The sequence below is a fragment of the Rhizobium bangladeshense genome (assembly GCF_017357245.1).
Lineage (GTDB): Bacteria > Pseudomonadota > Alphaproteobacteria > Rhizobiales > Rhizobiaceae > Rhizobium > Rhizobium bangladeshense.
Genome location: NZ_CP071612.1, coordinates 4284207 through 4301995, shown reverse-complemented (window position 1 = coordinate 4301995; position 17789 = coordinate 4284207). Strand labels below are relative to the sequence as shown.

Sequence of the window (17789 nt, the reverse complement as noted above, 5' to 3'; positions counted from 1 at the left end):
CGTCGTCACGTCAGGGTCGGGTCTGTCCGGCACCGCGCACCCGGTATTTGAAGGAGGTGAGCTGCTCGACGCCGACGGGGCCGCGGGCATGCATCTTGCCGGTGGCGATGCCGATTTCCGCGCCCATGCCGAACTCGCCACCGTCGGCAAACTGGGTCGAGGCATTGTGCAGCAGGATCGCCGAATCGACTTCGGTGAAGAAGCGCTGAACGACAGCGGGATCCTCGGCAATGACGGCCTCGGTGTGGTTCGATGAGTATGTCTGGATGTGGGAGATCGCGCCCGATATGCCGTCAACGGTGGCGACCGAGATAATCGCGTCGAGATATTCAGTCGACCAGTCTTCCTCCGTCGCGGCTATCATGCTGGGTACGACTTCCAGCACCGTTGCGGAGCCTCGGATTTCGCAGCCGGCCTCGGTGAGAACCTCGAGCAACGGGGTCAGGTGCGTGCCGATGGCGGCATTGTCGATCAGCAGGGTCTCGACCGCGCCGCAGATGCCGGTGCGGCGCATCTTGGCGTTGACGACGATCTTCTTCGCCATCTCGATATCGGCTGATGCATCGACATAGATGTGGCACAGGCCTTCGAGGTGAGCAAAGACCGGCACGCGCGCCTCGCTCTGGACACGGGCCACCAGGCTCTTGCCGCCACGCGGTACGATGACGTCGATTGCCCCATCCAGCCCGCGCAGCATGGCGCCGACGGCGGCGCGATCTGTGACCGGAACAAGCTGGATAGCATGCTCTGGAAGCCCTGCGGCCTTCAGCCCCTCGACAAGGCAGGCATGGATAGCGCGCGATGAACGACGCGAATCCGAGCCGCAGCGCAGGATAACCGCATTGCCAGCCTTCAGGCAGAGGGCGCCGGCATCGGCCGTGACGTTGGGGCGGCTCTCGAAGATGACGCCGATGACGCCGAGCGGGGTGCGGACGCGCTCGATCTTCAGGCCGTTCGGCCGGTCCCAGGCGGCGATGACTTCGCCGACCGGATCGGCAAGCGCCGCGATGGCGCGGATTCCCTCAGCCATCTCGGCGATGCGCTTGTCGTTCAGCGTCAGCCGGTCGACAAAGGAGGCGAGGGTTTCGCTGCCTTCGATATCCTTCAGATCCTTGGCATTCTCAGCGAGAATATGCGCCTTGTTCGTGAGGATTGCGTCGGCCATGGCGCTCAACGCCTTGTTCTTTGCTTCGGTAGACGCAAAGCCCAGCGGTCGCGCGGCAGCCTTCGCCTTGCAGCCGATGTCATTCATCAGCGCATCAATGTCAGGGCCTGGCGCAACGGTATCAAGCATAGCTTGCGTCCTTCTTCTGCCTTTCAGATTTCTGTCCAATCTGGGCGGTCATCACCATGTCGTCGCGATGGACCATGGCGGCGCGCCCGGCATAACCGAGGATGGCTTCGATCTCCGCCGACTTGCGGCCGGCGATGCGGCGGGCGTCCTCGGCGTCGTAGCTTGCCAGGCCGCGGGCGATCTCGCGGCCGGCAGGGCCGATGATCGCCACCGTATCGCCGCGGCTGAAAAGCCCGGAGATGCTGCGCACGCCGGCGGGAAGCAGGCTCTTGCCAGCGCCGAGCGCCGTCACGGCGCCGTCATCGACGTGCAGTTCGCCAGCCGGCTGCAGCTGCCCGGCTATCCAGGTCTTGCGGGCGGTGACGGGCGTTCCGGAGGGAGCGAACCAGGAGGAGCGCGCGCCGTTTTCGATCGCCGAGAGCGGGCTTTCCGTCTTACCCGAGGCAATGATCATGGCGCAGCCCGAGGTCGTCGCGATCTTGCCCGCATCGATCTTGGTACGCATGCCGCCGCGCGAAAGCTCGGAGGCCGCGCCGCCGGCCATTGCTTCGATCTCGGGGGTGATTTCGGCGATCGTTTCCAGGAAGGTCGCGTTCGGATCGAGATGCGGCGGCGCGGTATAGAGGCCGTCGATATCGGAGAGAAGAATGAGCAGGTCGGCGCCCGTCATCGTCGCCACCCGGGCGGCGAGACGGTCATTGTCGCCATAGCGGATCTCGCTGGTCGCGACAGTGTCGTTCTCGTTGATGATCGGCACGGCGCCGATCTTCAGCAGCTGATTGATGGTTGCGCGCGCATTGAGATAGCGGCGGCGCTCCTCGGTGTCTCCGAGCGTCAGCAGGATCTGGCCGGCGACGATCTCGTCGCGCGACAGGCTTTCCGACCAGGCGCGCGCTAAGGCGATCTGGCCGACGGCGGCGGCGGCCTGGCTTTCCTCGAGCTTCAGTGCGCCCGAGGGCAGGTCGAGCACCGAACGGCCGAGCGCGATTGCCCCTGAGGAGACGACGAGCACGTCGATCCCCTTGGCCTTCAGCCCCGCAATATCGGCGCACATGGCATCAAGCCAACCCTTCTTCAGCCCGGCTTTGCGATCGACCAACAAAGCGGAGCCGATCTTGATGACGATGCGGCGGTAGCGGCCGAGCGGCTTACGGCTGGTCATCGGCCCCATCCTCGTCCTCGCCCTCTTCGCTGACGATCATGTCGCGATGCCGGAGTTTCGGCGCCTTGGCCGGCTTTTCCTCGGCATTGTTCTCGACGATGATGTCGCGCAGCGCCCGCAGAACCTCGGTCATGCCCCTGCCGGTAACGGCCGAGATCTGGAAGGGGGTCTTGCCGCAAGCCCTGGCCAATTCTTTCGTCTTCTTCTTCAGTTCGGTCTCATCGAGCACGTCGATCTGCGACAGCGCCACGATCTCGGGCTTGTCGGTGAGCTCGTTGCCATAGGCTTCGAGCTCGTGTTTGACCGTCTTATAGGCCTTGCCGACTTGTTCTTCCTGGGCGGAGACGAGATGGAGCAACACGCGGGTGCGCTCGACATGGCCGAGAAAACGGTCGCCGATGCCGACACCTTCATGGGCGCCTTCGATCAGGCCCGGAATATCGGCTAGAATGAACTCCCGTTCATCAACGGTGGCAACGCCGAGATTGGGATGCAGCGTGGTGAATGGGTAGTTGGCGATCTTCGGCCGGGCGCGGGTAACCGATGCGAGGAAGGTCGACTTGCCGGCATTGGGCAGGCCGACGAGGCCGGCATCGGCAATCAGTTTCAGCCGCAGCCAGATGGTTTTTTCCTCACCGGGCAGGCCGGGATTGGCCCAATCCGGCGCTTGGTTGACCGAGGTTTTGAAATGGGCGTTGCCGAAGCCGCCATTGCCGCCATGGGCGAGGCAGAAACGCTGGCCTTCCTCGGTCAGGTCGCAGATCATCGTTTCCCGGTCTTCCTCGAAGATCTGGGTTCCCACCGGGACCTTCAGCGTCACGTCGCTGCCGTTGGCGCCGGTGCGGTTGCGGCCCATGCCATGGGTGCCGATCGTCGCCTTGAAATGCTGCTGATAGCGGAAATCGATCAGCGTGTTGAGGCCGTTAACGGCCTCGACCCAGACGTCGCCGCCGCGCCCGCCGTCGCCGCCATCGGGGCCGCCGAACTCGATGAATTTCTCGCGCCGGAAGGAAACGCTGCCCGCGCCGCCGTCTCCGGATCGGATATAGACCTTTGCTTCGTCGAGAAATTTCATTTTACTTCCAATATTCGTGGCAGTTGGACGGCCCGTCTTGGCCCATTCGATATAGGCGGTTCCGACGGAGGTCAAAGATTATCGTGAATTTCGTGAGCTATAACATACAGTACGGCTTCGGTCTCGACGGCCGATACGATCTCAAGCGCATTGCCAAAAGCCTCGAAGGCGCCGATGTCATCGCGCTCCAGGAGGTAACCCGCGGCTTCTGGCGCAACGGTTTTGCCGACATGGTGGCTGACATTGCCGCCTTCTTTCCCGACCATTTCTGGGTGTATGGGCCGGCCTGCGACATCCATATCGAGGGGGGCGAAGGCGGCCTGCAGCCGGTGCGCGGCACGCGCTTTCAGTTCGGCAACATGGTGCTGTCGCGCTGGCCGATCCTTTCGACCCGGACGCTGCTTCTGCCGCGCAGCCGGACGATCGCCAAGATCAACCTGCAGCGCGGCGCAACCGAGGCGCTGATCGCCGCGCCCAGGGAAGCGGTCCGTCTCTATTCCGTTCATCTCGACCATGTCTCGGCGGACGAGCGCATCCGCCAGCTGCATTTCTTGAACGCGCGTATCAACGCCTTCGTACAGGAGGGCGGATCGCTGACGGGGGGAAGCGAGCTTGAGCTGCCGGAGCCGCCGCTGCCCGCGGATTATATCATTATGGGCGATTTCAATATGGAGCCCGAATCGCCCGAATATTGTGCGCTTGCCGGCGCCGGCGGCGGATATTACGGCCGTGTCGCCAGAATCGGCACGCCGGTCGACGCCTTTGCGGCGCTCGGCGCCTATCCCCCGGGAAGCTACAGCTGGATGGATCCCGAGGATCGCGGCAAACGCATGCATCTCGATTATTGTTTCGTCAGTTGCGGCCTGGAGGGCCGGTTGAAATCCGCCCGGATCGATACGCAATCCGTCGGTTCCGATCACTTTCCAGTCTGGGTCGAGATCGGCGATTGACGGAGACGCCGCCGAGCCGGCGGCGTCTCCTCTTGTCTATGAGAGCACGACGTTGTCCGAAAACCGCTCACAGTTTTCGGCATCATGCTCGGTTATGCGACCTTGCGCGGCTGCAGCGCGCCCGGCTGCAGCACGGTTTCGATGTGCGACACCATGGTGTTGCGGGCGAAACAATAGATTTCGCCGCAACCCGTCATGCGGAACCCGAGCTTCTCCTGCAGTCGCAGCGAAGCCGGGTTGTCGGCGAAGACACCAGAATGGATCGGCGTCTCCGGCATGCGGCGCGAGAAGCGCTCGATGATCGCCGCCACCGCCTCGCTCATATAGCCGCGCCGCCAGTAGTAGCGGTTCAGCCAGTAGCCGAGGTGCCAGCGGCCGTGGCGCAGCTCGATCGAGACGTTGCCGATATGGACATCGTCCGTGCAGGTGATCGCAAGCGGCCAGTCCGGCAGGGCGCCAGAGGTGACCGGCACCAGCCAGTCCAGCGCATCCTGCCGATCGAAGGGCGCGGGCACGCGGGAGAGCATGCGCGTCACCGCGAAATCGGAAAGCGATTCCGCGATGGCGGGCGCGTCGCTCAGCCTGTGCGGGCGGAGCGTCAGCCGGGCGGTCGAGATAACAGGCGCAGGGCCGGGCATCATCGACTTGGTATCCGGCCTTTGAAGTGCCGTCGTGCTCATGCGATGTTCCCCCAGCTTCGGAGGGACATCCAGGTCTTGCGGTCGAGCCTGTACCATTCCACCGGCACGTTGCTGCCGAGCGCCAGCGAGGCCGCAAGTCCCGATCCCTGGAACTGGAAGCCGCACTTCTGGATGACGCGCCGAGAGGCGACGTTCATCACCCGGCAGCGGGCATCGATCTGGTCGACGTCCTGCCGCGTCCTGAACACCATGTCGACGAGGGCATGGCAGGCCTCGGTCGTATAGCCCTGGTTCCAATAGGGCTCGCCCAGCCAGTAACCGATCTCGACGGTCTTGCCGTCGCTATGCGGTTCCACGCCGCAGCACCCCATGAAGGCGCCGTTTTCGGCCTTGGTGATGGCATAGACGCACTTACCAATCTCGCCATTTCGCGAACGCCAAACAAAGTCGGCGGCATCATTGGCGGTATAGGGGTGCGGCATACGCGATACCATGGTGGCGACTTTGGCGTTGTTGGCGAGATGGGCAAGGGCGTCGATGTCTTCTTCGTGGGGCGCGCGCATGACGAGCCTTTCCGATAACAAGACAGGGCAATCGGTCCTTAACCGCTCCGGCCTCAGCCGTTCCTTGGAAGACCGCTGGTCTTCCCGGGAAGACCGGGATTGGTCTACCCTTATCAATTCGCCTTGCATGTTCAGTCCTCCTGTTTGGACAAAGAAAAAGGGGAGATGGCGCCCCATCTCCCCTGTTTTCTGGACTGAACCTGGTACGGTCAGCCGGGTCGATGAGACGCCGGCTGTTTTTGAGCGCTACCGGCTTATTCCGCTGCTTCCGCTTTCGGCATGACAGACACGTAGACGCGACCGTTGGCCTTCGTTCGGTAGTCCACATTGCCGGCGGTAAGTGCAAAGATCGTGTGATCCTTGCCGAGGCCGACGTTGGAACCGGGATGCCACTGCGTACCGCGCTGACGCACGATGATGTTGCCTGCGATGACGGCTTCGCCGCCGAACTTCTTCACGCCAAGGCGCTTGGATTCGGAATCGCGACCGTTGCGCGAGGAACCGCCAGCTTTTTTATGTGCCATTGGAGTTCTCCTTTAAACCTGAAACCCGTTGATCTTACTTGGCAGCCACGATGTCCATGATACGGACGACCGTGTGATGCTGGCGATGGCCGCGCGAACGCTTCGAATTCTGGCGACGACGCTTCTTGAAGGCGATGACCTTCTTGCCGCGGGTCTGGTCGACGACTTCCGCCTTGACGGAGGCGCCGGCTACGAAGGGCGCACCGATCGCCGCGTCGGCGCCTTCGCCGATCACGAGGACTTCGGTGAATTCAATGGAGTCGCCAGCGGATGCTTCAAGCTTCTCGATGGTCAGCACGTCGTTGGCTGCCACACGGTACTGCTTACCGCCGGTCTTGATGACTGCGAACATTTTTTATCCTTTCATGTTCGTTCCGGCGCTCCCCGCTATTTCAGCAGGTGGCCGTCTTTTTATCAGTCGAAGTTAAGCAGGGATTTCAGGGAACTAGCCCGGAACTCTGGTCTGCCGGTGAAACCCCGCGCGAGCGCGGAGCGGGCAAGGCGGGACTACTCCACACCTATTGCGCAAGCGGGATACGCGAGTGACGGAATGGTGTCAAGGCAAAAGGATGGAATGTTTCGACTTTTCGGCTTGCCAACCTGTCATATGCCCGTTATGAGAACGCCCGCGCCGAACAAGCGCCGACCAAGACTGCGGAGAGGTGGCAGAGTGGTCGAATGCACCGCACTCGAAATGCGGCATACCTGCAAGGGTATCGTGGGTTCAAATCCCACCCTCTCCGCCATTCTGGATCTTGTCCATACTTGCTCCCTACAATGCGGTATTTTTCCGCCAGCAGCGGACGCTGGTCTTAATCCATGGATGGACCGCCAGTGCTCGCGCAGGATCGATCTCGTACGCCTGTCGACAGCGTTGAGCAGATCCGCAATGCGCTCATCGAAAACGTCTTGCATGACGGATGTCGGAATCATCGATTCCACATGGGCCCGGATCGATTTTGTCATGCAACGCGGTTGATCGGCTCATTTTGCGAACTATCATCAGGGTCGGATAATGGCGGCACGTCTGCAGAAATCGCCTCCGTCTTCACCTTCATCTCATCGTCGCCCGTCAAGTCCTGATCGTTCCCACTTTCAATCGAGGTTTCCCATGCGCATCGCCGTCGGCGGCATTCATATCGAGTGCAGCACATACAATCCCGTTCTGAACGAGGAGAAGGATTTTCGGGTGTTGCGCGGGGAGGGGCTGATGGAATCACCCTATTTCGCCTTCCTGAGGGATTATGATGCCGAGTTCCTGCCGACGATCCATGCCCGCGCCATTGCCGGTGGGCCGGTATCGCGAGCCACCTATGAGGGCTTCAAGAGCGAATTTCTCGAGGGGCTGAAGCCGCTGCTGCCGCTCGATGGCCTCTATCTTGCCATGCACGGCGCCATGTATGTCGAGGGCATGGAGGATGCCGAAGGCGACTGGATCAGTGCGGCCCGCGCGCTCGTCGGCGAGGCATGCACCGTCTCGGCAAGCTACGACCTGCACGGCAACGTCACCCAGCGCATCATCGATGCGCTCGACATCTACTCCACCTATCGCACCGCCCCGCATATTGATGTCGAGGAGACGATGCGCCGCTCGGTCTCGATGCTGGTCAAGAGCTTGAAAACCGGCACAAGGCCGTTCGTTCTCTGGGCGCCGATCCCGGTCGTCCTGCCCGGAGAGCGCACCAGCACCGTGGATGAGCCGGCTAAGAGCCTATATGCCAGGCTGCCCGAGATCGATGTCATTGATGGCGTCTGGGACGCATCGCTGATGGTCGGTTACATCTGGGCCGACGAACCGCGCGCCACGGCCGCCGCTATCATGACCGGTACCGATCGTGCCGTGCTGGAGCGCGAGGCGAGGCGTCTCGCCAAGGCCTATTGGGATGCCCGCGAAGACTTCGTCTTCGGCTGCGAGACAGGTTCAGTCGAGGAATGCGTTGCCAAAGCGATCACCAGCCCGACCGCTCCTGTCGTGCTCGCCGAATCCGGCGACAACCCGACCGGCGGCGGCGTTGGAGACCGGGCCGATGTCTTGGCCGAGCTGATAGCAAGAGGTGCCGACGGTGTCGTATTTGCCGGCATCGCCGACAAGGCGGCGACCGAGGCCTGTTATGCGGCAGGTGTCGGTGCGGAGCTTGCCTTGAGCGTCGGCGCCTCGCTCGATACCAAGGGTAGCAGACCGGTCCATGCCCGCTTCACCGTCAAATTCCTGCATGAGACCCCCGACCCCGCCGATCGGCAGGCCGTCGTTTCGATCGACGGCATCGATCTCGTGCTTTCGGCCAAGCGGCGGCCCTACCACAATATCGCCGATTTCACCCGGCTCGGCCTCGATCCGCACGCAGCCAAGATCGTCGTCGTCAAATCGGGCTATCTCTCGCCGGAACTGGCGCCGATCGCCAATCCCAACCTGATGGCGCTGTCGGAGGGGGTGGTCGATCAGTTCGTCGAGCGCCTGCCGCGGCTGCGCAAGCAGCGTCCGACCTATCCCTTCGACAAGGATTTTGGCTTCGAGCCGCAGGTCTTCTTCTCCGCTCGTTCGCATCGCGTTTGAGGCTCAATCGAGCAGAACGATATGGTTCGGCCAAAAAGGATGTTCGGCATGACCGGATTTACGACCCGTCCTGAAATTCTCGGCACTTTCGGCGTCGTCACCTCGACGCACTGGATCGGCTCGGCGGTCGGCATGAGCATTCTCGAAAAGGGCGGCAACGCTTTCGATGCTGCGGTGGCGACCGGTTTCGTGCTGCAGATCGTCGAGCCGCATCTCTGCGGCCCCGGTGGCGACCTGCCGGCGGTGATTTATTCGAAGAAGAAGGACAAGGTCGAGGTCATCTCAGCCCAAGGGCCTGCACCCGCCGGCGCGACGATCGAGCACTATACGAGGGAAGGCCTGACGCTCATCCCCGGTGACGGCCTGCTTGCGACGGTCATTCCCGGCGCCTTCGACGGCTGGATGCTGATGCTGCGCGACTACGGCACGATGAGCGTGCGCGAGGTGCTGGAACCGGCGATCTTTTATGCCGAACACGGCCATCCGCTGCTGCCGCGCGTCGCAGCGACCATCAAGGGGCTTGCGGCCTTTTTTGAAAAGGAATGGCCCACCTCCCACGAAACCTGGCTGCCTGATGGCAGCGTTCCCGAAGCGCAGGCGAATTTCCGCAATCCGGCACTCGCGGAAACCTGGAAGCGCGTCATTGCCGAAGCCGAGACAAAGCGCGGTCGGGAAGCGCAGGTGCAGGCGGCCCGCGACGCCTTCTATCGCGGCTTCATAGCCGAGAAGATCGACGCCTACCTGAAGACGGCCGAAGTGATGGATGCAAGCGGCAACCGCCACAAGGGCGTGCTCACCGCAATCGACATGGCCAACTGGTCGGCGACGATCGAGGAGCCGCTGACCTATGATTATCACGGCTGGACGATCGCCAAGACCGGGCCATGGGGTCAGGGGCCGGTCTTCCTGCAGACCCTGTCCATCCTGAAGGGTTTCGACCTCGCCGCGATGCGGCCGGATGGCGCCGATTTCGTTCATACCGTCGTCGAGGCGATGAAGCTCGCCTTTGCCGACCGCGAGGTCTATTACGGCGATCCCAGTTTTTCCGAGATCCCCGTCGCGCATCTGCTGTCGGAGAGCTACGCTGCCGAACGCCGCAAACTCGTCGGCGCGGATGCCTCCTTCGATCTTCGCCCCGGCATCATTCCGGGTTTCGAAGCGCAGCATGCTCTGACGATGAAGATGCTCGGCGCCGAGTCCAAGACCGGCGCCGTCTACGAGCCGACCATGGCGCATCTGTCCGAAAAGCGCGGCGACACCGTGCATATCGACGTGATCGACCGTGATGGCAACATGGTCTCCGTCACGCCGTCCGGCGGCTGGCTGCAGTCGTCGCCCACCGTGCCGGGGCTCGGCTTCTGCCTCAATTCCCGCGCGCAGATGTTCTGGCTCAAGCCAGGCCTGCCGACATCGCTTGCTCCGGGAAAACGGCCGCGCACGACGCTGACGCCCTCCCTCGGCCTCCATGAAGGCCGCCCAGCCCTTGCCTTCGGCACGCCGGGCGGCGATCAGCAGGAGCAATGGCAGCTTTCCTTCTTCCTTCGCCACGTCCATCACAAGCTGAACCTGCAGGCCGCAATCGATCAGCCGCTCTTTCACACCGCTCATTTTCCGAGCTCCTTCTATCCGCGCACCCGCGAACCCGGCAGCCTGATGGCGGAAGAGAATTTCGGTCCTGATGTGCTCGACGCGCTTGCCCGAAAGGGCCACAAGCTGACGATCACCGATGCCTGGACGATCGGCCGGATGACCGCCGCACGGCGCGATGCCGACGGGCTTATGCGCGCCGCAGCCACCCCGCGCCTCATGCAGGCCTATGCAGTCGGCCGATAGCGGCCGCTTCGCAGAGGGCCTGCGAGGCTTCAAGTATTGCCGGAAATCCGCTGTGCCGGTGCGGTGCGCAGCCGTCCTTTTGCTGCACCGCTTATATGACTTATGCTAGATATTATTTCACCGATAATTGTTAACGACCAATCGCCTCCGTTTGTGTTCTCTTATCCTTGCGAATCAAAAAGGTTTGATTTGCCCGGGGACGACCACCATGTTCAAGCATGGGGCGGTGCAACAGTTGGGTAGGAGCCTATGCTGCAACGGATCGAAGACATTGATGCAGCCCTCATCGACAGGTTGCAGCATTCGGCTTTCAAGTACTTCCTGAAATATTCCAATCCCGAAAATGGCCTGGTGGCCGATACCTCGATCGGCGGCGTGCCGGCCAGCATTGCGGCTGTCGGCTTCGCTCTTTCCTCCTATCCCGTTGCTGTCGAGCGTTGTTGGATCACCCGCAAGGAAGCAGCCGAGCGCACGGTCAATACGCTGCGTTTCTTCGCCGAGGCACGCCAGGGCGAGGAGCGCCATGCGACCGGCCATCGCGGCTTCTTCTACCATTTCCTCCATATGGATAGCGGCAACCGCGCCTGGAACAGCGAGCTTTCGACGATCGACACCGCGCTGCTCATCGCCGGCGTGCTGACCTCAGCGCAATATTTCATTCGCGAAGACGACGAGACGGAGACAGAAATCCGTGAACTCGCGACCTTCATCTACGAACGTGTCGACTGGCGCTGGGCGCTGAACAAAGGTGACACCATTTCCATGGGGTGGAAGCCCTCATCTGGTTTCCTGCGCTGGCGTTATCACGGCTTCGACGAGGCTATCATCCTTTATGCGCTGGCGCTCGCCTCGCCGACGCATCCCATTCCGCAGTCGAGCTACGACGCCTTCACATCGAGCTATTCCTGGATGACGTTCGGTGACCAGCCGTATCTCTATGCCGGTCCGCTGTTCATTCATCTCTTCTCGCATGCCTGGATCGATTTCCGCGGCATTCAGGACAGGCCGATGACGGAGCGTAACTGGGATTACTTCCGCAATACCCAGGTCGTGATCAACATGCAGCGTGACTATGCCGAGCGCAATCCCGGCGGTTTCGTCGGATACAACAGGAATGTCTGGGGCTTTACCGCCTGTGACGGCCCACCGCCGACCCGGCGCATGCGCGGCGGCCGCCAGCCCAAGGTCCTGGGTTATGCCGCACGCGGCGCCCCACTCGGACCCGATGACGGCACGATCGCACCCTGGGCCGCGCTTGCCTGCCTGCCCTATGACCGGCAGGCGGCCCTCGACGGCACCAAGGCGCTTCTGACCACCTATCCTAACCTGCTGTTGGAAGGCGGCTTCCCCGGCGGCTTCAATCCCACCGTCCAGACCAAACGGCCGGAAGGCTGGGTTGACGACCGAACCGTCGGCATCGACCAGGGGCTTGTCGTCATGACCGTGGAAAACGAGCGTTCCGATTTCATCTGGAAGCTGATGCGCCAATCGCCGGTCATCCGCCTCGGGCTCGAGCGCGCCGGCTTTACCGGTGGCTGGCTTGAGGGCATCGAGCCGCAAGAGCTGGTGCGCAGGGCCGGTTAGATCATGCTTAGCGCTCGAAGACGTGCGCCTTGCCCGATATATCCAGGCGAACGAGATCGCCTCGCGAGGGAAGGGCGACGCTCGAGGTCTTGATTCGAATGGGCGGCAGGGCGACGCCATCGAGCGAGACGGCGACGGTGCAGACCGCGCCGCCGAACTCCACCTCGACAACTCGTCCGCCGTAGTCGCGATCGCTTTCATCGGCAACGACGCGGATCTGCTCGGGTCGCAGCATGATTTCCGCCTTGCCCTGACGGCTGCCTTCGACGGCGACGTGACCGAGGGCGCAGTCGGCAAGGCCGTTCCGAATGATGGCCGGAAGCAGTACGGCATCACCGAGGAACAACGCCGTCTCGCGATCCCTGGGATGCAGGTACAATGATTGCGGCGATCCCGCCTGGATCAGCCGCCCTTCTCTCAAGACTGCGACCTGATCGGCGAAACTCAGTGCCTCTTCCTGATCGTGCGTCACGAGAACGGCGGTGATACCGGCTGCCTGCAGTACACGCGCGACAGCCTTGCGCATGTTTTCCCGCAAGCCGGTATCGAGCGCCGAGAATGGTTCGTCGAGCAGCATCAGCCGCGGCTTGCGGCCGAGCGCGCGGGCAAGCGCCACGCGCTGCTGCTGCCCGCCGGAAAGCTGGTGCGGGCGCCGTGTCAGCATGCCGCGGTCGAGCTCGACCATATCGAGCAGCTCGGCGATGCGCCGCTCACGATCGGCAGCACCCCGTTCAAAGCCGAAGCCGATATTCTCGGCCACACTCAGGTGTGGGAACAGCGCGCCATCCTGCGAGACGATGCCGATGCCCCGCTTGTGAGCCGGCACCGCCGCCGGGCCGTCGGCCAGCACGTCGCCATCCAGCGTCACCCTGCCGGCATCGGCCTGCTCGAAGCCGGCGATGATGCGTAGCAGCGTCGTCTTGCCCGAGCCGGACGGCCCGACGACGGCGGTGCGGCTGCCGGCCTGGACATCGAGCGAAATATCCTTCAACGCCTGGACAGGCCCATAGCGCTTGCTGATGTTTTCGATCGTAAGCAGCGTCATTGGCCGGCGGTCCGTTTCGATTGCTTATAGAGCGTCAGGGTGAGCGGCAGCGACAGCACGACCATCATGAAGGCGTAAGGCGCGGCCGAGACATAGTCGATCTCGCTGGTCAGCGACCAGAATTTCGTCGCCAGCGTATCGACGCCGTTTGGCGCGAGCATCAGCGTCGCCGTGAGTTCATTGGTAATGCCAAGCGCGGTCAAGGCGATGCTGGCAGCGGCTCCCGGTGCGGCAAGCCGCATGGTGATTTGGCGCACCGCCTGACCGGGGGTGCGGCCGAGGCCCATCGCAGCGCGCTCCAGCTCGACCGGCGCCTGAGCGATGCTGGCGCGCAGCCCAACCATGGCGCGCGGCAGGAAAAGCATCACATAGGCAACAAGCAGCGTTGCGAAGGTTTGATAGAGCGGCAGCACCAGGCGCACGGTGATCGTCACCAGGGCCAGCGCCACGACGACGCCGGGCAGCGAACCGACATAATAGTGGCAGGCTTCGAGCACGCGCTGGAAGCGGCCAGGCGCGCGCACGGAGAGCCAGGCCATGGGGGCTGCGGCAATTGTCGCCACCACGCCGCCGGCAAGAGCAAGCGCCATGGTCTGCAGGAAGGCGCTGCCGATCTCGACGCGCCAGATCTCGGTGCCGCCGAGATAGAGCCAGCGGCCGAGCGTCATCAATGGCACGCCGAGCGTCAGCACCGCCAGGGCTAAAGGCAGCAGGATGGCCGGGATCACGAACCAGCCGAGACGCCGGCGATCGGCAGGACGCGGCGAGCCGGAGCCGACGCGGGCATAACGTTCATTGCCGCGCAGCAGCACTTCGAGGCCAAGCAGGAAAAGACAGCAAGCAACGAGCACGCCGCCGAGCATGTTGGAGGCCGGGCTGTTGTAGGAGGATTGAAACTGGTCAACGATCGCGGTTGCGAAAGTATCGAACCGGATCATGACGAACAGGCCGTATTCCGACAGCAGATGCAGCGCAATCAGCAACGAGCCGCCGCAAACGGCAAACCGCAGTTGCGGCAGCACGGTGCGGAAGAAGACGCGCCAGGGATCGAGACCAAGCGAGGCCGCGGCATCTTCGATGGCCGGATCGAGACGGCGCAGCGCTGCGGCAACCGGCAGATAGAGGAAGGGATAATAGGCGATGACCGAAACGAAGACGCCGCTTTGAAGGCCGCGCATGCCGGGAATGAGGCTGACCCAGGCATAGCTGTGCACGAAGGCGGGCACCGCGAGCGGCGCGATCGCCAGCCAGGCCCAGAGCCTGGCGAATGGAATATCCGTGCGCTCGGTCAGCCATGCAAGGGTCACGGCAAGCGCGATCGACAGTGGAATGGTGAAGGATTCCAGGAGAACGGTATTGATGAGGAGTTCGCCAACGCGCGGCCGGAAGACGAGTGTCTTCACCGTTTCCGAGCCGACATCGTAAGTTATCCAGCCGATGAATCCCAGCGGCACGAGACTGAAGACTGCGATGACGGTTGCGAGAAGCACCACGGAAGCATGCGGCATTCGCCGGCGCGGCAATAGCATTCGCGCGGCCTTCGGCGCGACCGGGACTTCGTTGCCGGCTACGAGCGATCTGTTGTCCTGCAGCAAGGCCGATGCCTTCACACGCCGAAAAAGGAAGGCAACCGCCTTTGAAAAGCGGTTGCCGGATATCGTCATGCCCTAAGGTTTTCTTGAGCCAAAAGCAATAGTTTTGGCCATAGCGGGCCTGCGGCAGAAAGGTCAAGGCATGTCGCGCAAAACTGTATGGCGGTCTTGCGGCTCGACGTGCGGAAAACCTAGATAAGCCCAGCGGCCGTCATTAACTCCACGACCTTCTTGCTGTCCAGCGTCGAGGCTTCGACCTTCGGCGCGTTGAGATCGGCAAGCGGAACGAGCTTGTCGTTGGAAGGTGCGTCCTTGCCGACGGCATATTCATAAGACGTGCCGTCCTTCAAAATGGCCTGGCCTGCTTTGCCGGTGATGAACTTCAGGAAGGCCTGGGCTTCCTTCACATGCTGGGTGGACTTCAGTATGCCGCCGCCCGAAACGCTGACGAAGGCGCCCGGGTCCTGGTTCTTGAAATAATGCAGGCCGACATTCTTGCTGTTTTCGCCTGTTTTGGCCTGATCGCCGAACCAGTAGTAGTGGTAGATGACCGCGCCTTCGACTTCGCCTGAATTGACTGCCTTCATGGCAACGCTGTTACCCTTGTAGGTGGTCGCGTTGTCCTTGAGCCCCTTCAGCCACGCCTTCGTGGCGTCTTCGCCCTTCAGCTGCAGAAGGGAGGCGACGATAGCCTGGAAGTCGGCGCCGGCGGGTGCTGCACCCCAGCGGCCCTTCCAGGCCGGATCTGCTAGGTCGAGCAGCGACTCCGGCAGCTTGTCTTCGCCGAGCTTGGTTTTGTCATAGGCGAAGACCGTCGTGCGGGCGGCAATGCCGGTCCACATGCCGTCGGCCGGACGATACTGCTCCGGGACCTGATCCAGCGTCTCCTTTTCGACCGGGGCAAAGAGACCCGCTCCATCGACCAGCGTCATGGCCGGCGAATTTTCTGTCAGGAATACGTCCGCGGGAGAAGCATCGCCTTCCTGGACGATCTGGTTGGCGAATTGCATGTCGCTGCCCTGGCGCATGGTGACCTTGATGCCGGTCTCCTTGGTGAAGGCATCGATCCATTCGCGGCCGAGGCTTTCGTGCTGGGCGTTGTAGACGACGAGGCCTTCGTCCTGCGCATTGGCGCCGCCTGCGAGCGCCGTGGCGGTGAGAAGCGAAGCGGCGAGCGCCAGCAGGTGGGGAAAACGGTTAACAGCAACAGTCATGATGGCCTCCATGGCAATGTCACCCGGCGGGGTAAGAGGCGTATATTTTTCTGGACAAGCTATTTCAAGTTTCGCCGCCGGGAAAGAGCATCAAAATATCTTGACCCTATGATTCAAACCACGAGGGAAGAAATCTCGATTCAGCCAGAAGGCGACGCTCGGCCAGCGTCGCCTTTTTCGAGATGCTTATTCGACGTCGAACTTGACGCCTTGGGCGAGCGGCAGCGTGCTGCCGTAATTGATCGTGTTGGTCGCGCGGCGCATGTAAGCCTTCCAAGCGTCGGAGCCGGATTCGCGCCCGCCGCCGGTCTCTTTTTCGCCGCCGAAGGCGCCGCCGATCTCGGCTCCCGAAGGCCCGAGGTTGACGTTGGCGATGCCGCAATCCGAGCCGCGCGCCGAAACGAAGGTTTCCGCCTCGCGCATGTCGTTGGTGAAGATCGACGACGACAATCCCTGCGGCACGGCATTGTGCAAGTCCAGCACTGCGTCGAAATCGCTGTATTTCATCACATAGAGGATCGGGGCGAAGGTCTCGTGCTCGACCGGGCCGGTCTGCGCGGGCATTTCGACAAGCGCGGGACGTACGTAGAAGGCATCGGCCGAGCCATTGTCGACGCGTTCGCCGCCGGTCACCTTGCCGCCGACCGATGCCGCCTCGCGAAGCGCTGCCTGCATCTTCTCGAAAGCCTGGCCGTCGATCAGCGGTCCCACAAGCGTGCCGGCTTCCAGCGGATTGCCAATGGTGACCGAGCCGTAGGCCTTCTGCAGGCGTGGCACCAGTTGGTCGTAGACGCTTTCATGGACGAAGAGACGGCGCAGCGTCGTGCAGCGCTGGCCAGCCGTTCCCATGGCGGAGAAAGCGACGCCGCGCAGCGTCAGGTCCAGATCGGCGCTCGGGCAGACGATCGCTGCATTGTTACCCCCAAGTTCGAGGATGGCGCGGGCAAAACGCTGCGACAGGCGCGGGCCCACGGCGCGGCCCATGGCCGTCGAGCCGGTGGCTGATACAAGCGGGATTTTCGGGTGGTCGACCAGCACCTCGCCGACCTCACGGCCGCCGATGATCAAGGTGGACAGATTGGCGGGCGCCTTGCCGCCCTCGGCGACGAAGCGCTTCAGGGCCTTTTCGAACAGCGCCTGCACGGCAAGCGCGGTCAACGGCGTTTTTTCCGACGGTTTCCAGACGGTGGAATTGCCGCAGACCATCGCAAGCGCTGCGTTCCACGACCAGACGGCGACCGGGAAGTTGAAGGCGGAAATGATGCCGATCGCGCCGAGCGGGTGCCAGCTTTCCATCATCCGGTGTTCGGAGCGCTCGGTGGCGATCGTCAGGCCATAGAGCTGACGCGACAGGCCAACGGCGAAATCGCAGATGTCGATCATCTCCTGAACCTCGCCCAGGCCTTCGGAGGTGATCTTGCCGACTTCGATGGAGACGAGGCGGCCGAGCGCCGTCTTGGCGCTGCGCAGCTCCTCGCCCAGCAGGCGGATCAGCTCGCCGCGCTTCGGCGCAGGCACGGAACGCCATTCCAGGAAAGCCTTATGCGCCTCCTCGATCGCCGTTTTCGTTTCGGAAACGGAATGTTCTCTGAGCTTGCCGATTTCCCTGCCCGTGACCGGCGAGGCAACGGACAGCGTGCCGCCCTGATAGCGGCCGGCATCGACGCCGAGTTCGGCGAGCAGCTTGGCGGTTTCGGTGGCGAGATCGAGGACGGCGATGGTCATTGTCGTGTTTCCAATCTTATTGTTCTCAGGAGC

At 62.5% G+C, this 17789-nt stretch carries 15 protein-coding genes and 1 tRNA gene; 5 read left to right on the top strand and 11 right to left on the bottom strand.

Annotation, left to right across the window (positions count from 1 at the left end; all coding sequences use genetic code 11):
- Window positions 1-10: 10 nt before the first annotated feature.
- From J2J98_RS20695 to obgE, 3 genes are read right to left on the bottom strand one after another with little or no spacing between them, the layout of a single operon-like run.
- Window positions 11-1294, bottom strand: a complete 1284-nt coding sequence (locus tag J2J98_RS20695; protein WP_207601994.1) for a glutamate-5-semialdehyde dehydrogenase — start codon at window positions 1292-1294, stop codon at window positions 11-13.
- Window positions 1287-2456, bottom strand: coding sequence for a glutamate 5-kinase (gene proB, locus J2J98_RS20690; RefSeq protein ID WP_207601993.1), 1170 nt, complete (start codon window positions 2454-2456; stop codon window positions 1287-1289). Before proB ends, J2J98_RS20695 begins: the two co-directional genes overlap by 8 nt.
- Window positions 2443-3531, bottom strand: a complete 1089-nt coding sequence (obgE, locus tag J2J98_RS20685) for a GTPase ObgE (RefSeq protein WP_207601992.1) — start codon at window positions 3529-3531, stop codon at window positions 2443-2445. Before obgE ends, proB begins: the two co-directional genes overlap by 14 nt.
- Window positions 3532-3614: 83 nt before the next feature.
- Between obgE and J2J98_RS20680 the strand changes: the two genes are divergently transcribed.
- The gene (locus J2J98_RS20680) at window positions 3615-4481 is read left to right on the top strand and encodes an endonuclease/exonuclease/phosphatase family protein (RefSeq protein ID WP_207601991.1); all 867 of its coding nucleotides are present in this window, start codon (window positions 3615-3617) and stop codon (window positions 4479-4481) included.
- Between the two features lie 92 nt (window positions 4482-4573).
- On the opposite strand, the gene J2J98_RS20675 is transcribed toward J2J98_RS20680, so the two are convergent.
- The 4 genes from J2J98_RS20675 to rplU form a co-directional block, all read right to left on the bottom strand.
- Window positions 4574-5161, bottom strand: coding sequence for a GNAT family N-acetyltransferase (locus J2J98_RS20675; protein ID WP_207601990.1), 588 nt, complete (start codon window positions 5159-5161; stop codon window positions 4574-4576).
- Window positions 5158-5814, bottom strand: coding sequence for a GNAT family N-acetyltransferase (locus J2J98_RS20670; protein WP_011427247.1), 657 nt, complete (start codon window positions 5812-5814; stop codon window positions 5158-5160). Before J2J98_RS20670 ends, J2J98_RS20675 begins: the two co-directional genes overlap by 4 nt.
- 125 nt (window positions 5815-5939) lie before the next feature.
- Window positions 5940-6209: a 50S ribosomal protein L27 gene (gene rpmA, locus J2J98_RS20665; protein ID WP_004676172.1), complete on the bottom strand. Its 270-nt coding sequence runs from the start codon at window positions 6207-6209 to the stop codon at window positions 5940-5942.
- A 34-nt stretch (window positions 6210-6243) separates the two neighbouring features.
- Window positions 6244-6561, bottom strand: a complete 318-nt coding sequence (gene rplU / locus J2J98_RS20660; RefSeq protein ID WP_207601989.1) for a 50S ribosomal protein L21 — start codon at window positions 6559-6561, stop codon at window positions 6244-6246.
- A 304-nt stretch (window positions 6562-6865) separates the two neighbouring features.
- Here rplU and J2J98_RS20655 point away from each other — a divergent pair.
- The 4 genes from J2J98_RS20655 to J2J98_RS20640 all read left to right on the top strand — a co-directional run bounded on the left by J2J98_RS20655 (window position 6866) and on the right by J2J98_RS20640 (window position 12180).
- Window positions 6866-6955, top strand: a tRNA-Ser gene (locus J2J98_RS20655).
- A 365-nt stretch (window positions 6956-7320) separates the two neighbouring features.
- Window positions 7321-8763: a M81 family metallopeptidase gene (locus J2J98_RS20650; RefSeq protein ID WP_207601988.1), complete on the top strand. Its 1443-nt coding sequence runs from the start codon at window positions 7321-7323 to the stop codon at window positions 8761-8763.
- A 48-nt stretch (window positions 8764-8811) separates the two neighbouring features.
- On the top strand, window positions 8812-10596 hold the full coding sequence (locus J2J98_RS20645) for a gamma-glutamyltransferase family protein (protein WP_207601987.1): 1785 nt from the start codon (window positions 8812-8814) through the stop codon (window positions 10594-10596).
- A gap of 249 nt (window positions 10597-10845) precedes the next feature.
- Window positions 10846-12180: a glucoamylase family protein gene (locus J2J98_RS20640; protein WP_207601986.1), complete on the top strand. Its 1335-nt coding sequence runs from the start codon at window positions 10846-10848 to the stop codon at window positions 12178-12180.
- A 7-nt stretch (window positions 12181-12187) separates the two neighbouring features.
- Here the strand turns inward: J2J98_RS20640 and J2J98_RS20635 are convergent, their stop codons facing one another.
- The 4 genes from J2J98_RS20635 to amaB form a co-directional block, all read right to left on the bottom strand.
- Window positions 12188-13225, bottom strand: a complete 1038-nt coding sequence (locus tag J2J98_RS20635) for an ABC transporter ATP-binding protein (protein WP_064708101.1) — start codon at window positions 13223-13225, stop codon at window positions 12188-12190.
- Window positions 13222-14889: an ABC transporter permease gene (locus tag J2J98_RS20630; protein ID WP_207601985.1), complete on the bottom strand. Its 1668-nt coding sequence runs from the start codon at window positions 14887-14889 to the stop codon at window positions 13222-13224. The genes J2J98_RS20635 and J2J98_RS20630 overlap by 4 nt, the downstream gene beginning before the upstream one ends.
- 119 nt (window positions 14890-15008) lie before the next feature.
- Window positions 15009-16031: an iron ABC transporter substrate-binding protein gene (locus tag J2J98_RS20625; protein WP_207601984.1), complete on the bottom strand. Its 1023-nt coding sequence runs from the start codon at window positions 16029-16031 to the stop codon at window positions 15009-15011.
- A 186-nt stretch (window positions 16032-16217) separates the two neighbouring features.
- The gene (gene amaB / locus J2J98_RS20620; RefSeq protein WP_207601983.1) at window positions 16218-17756 is read right to left on the bottom strand and encodes an L-piperidine-6-carboxylate dehydrogenase; all 1539 of its coding nucleotides are present in this window, start codon (window positions 17754-17756) and stop codon (window positions 16218-16220) included.
- Window positions 17757-17789 lie beyond the last annotated feature (33 nt).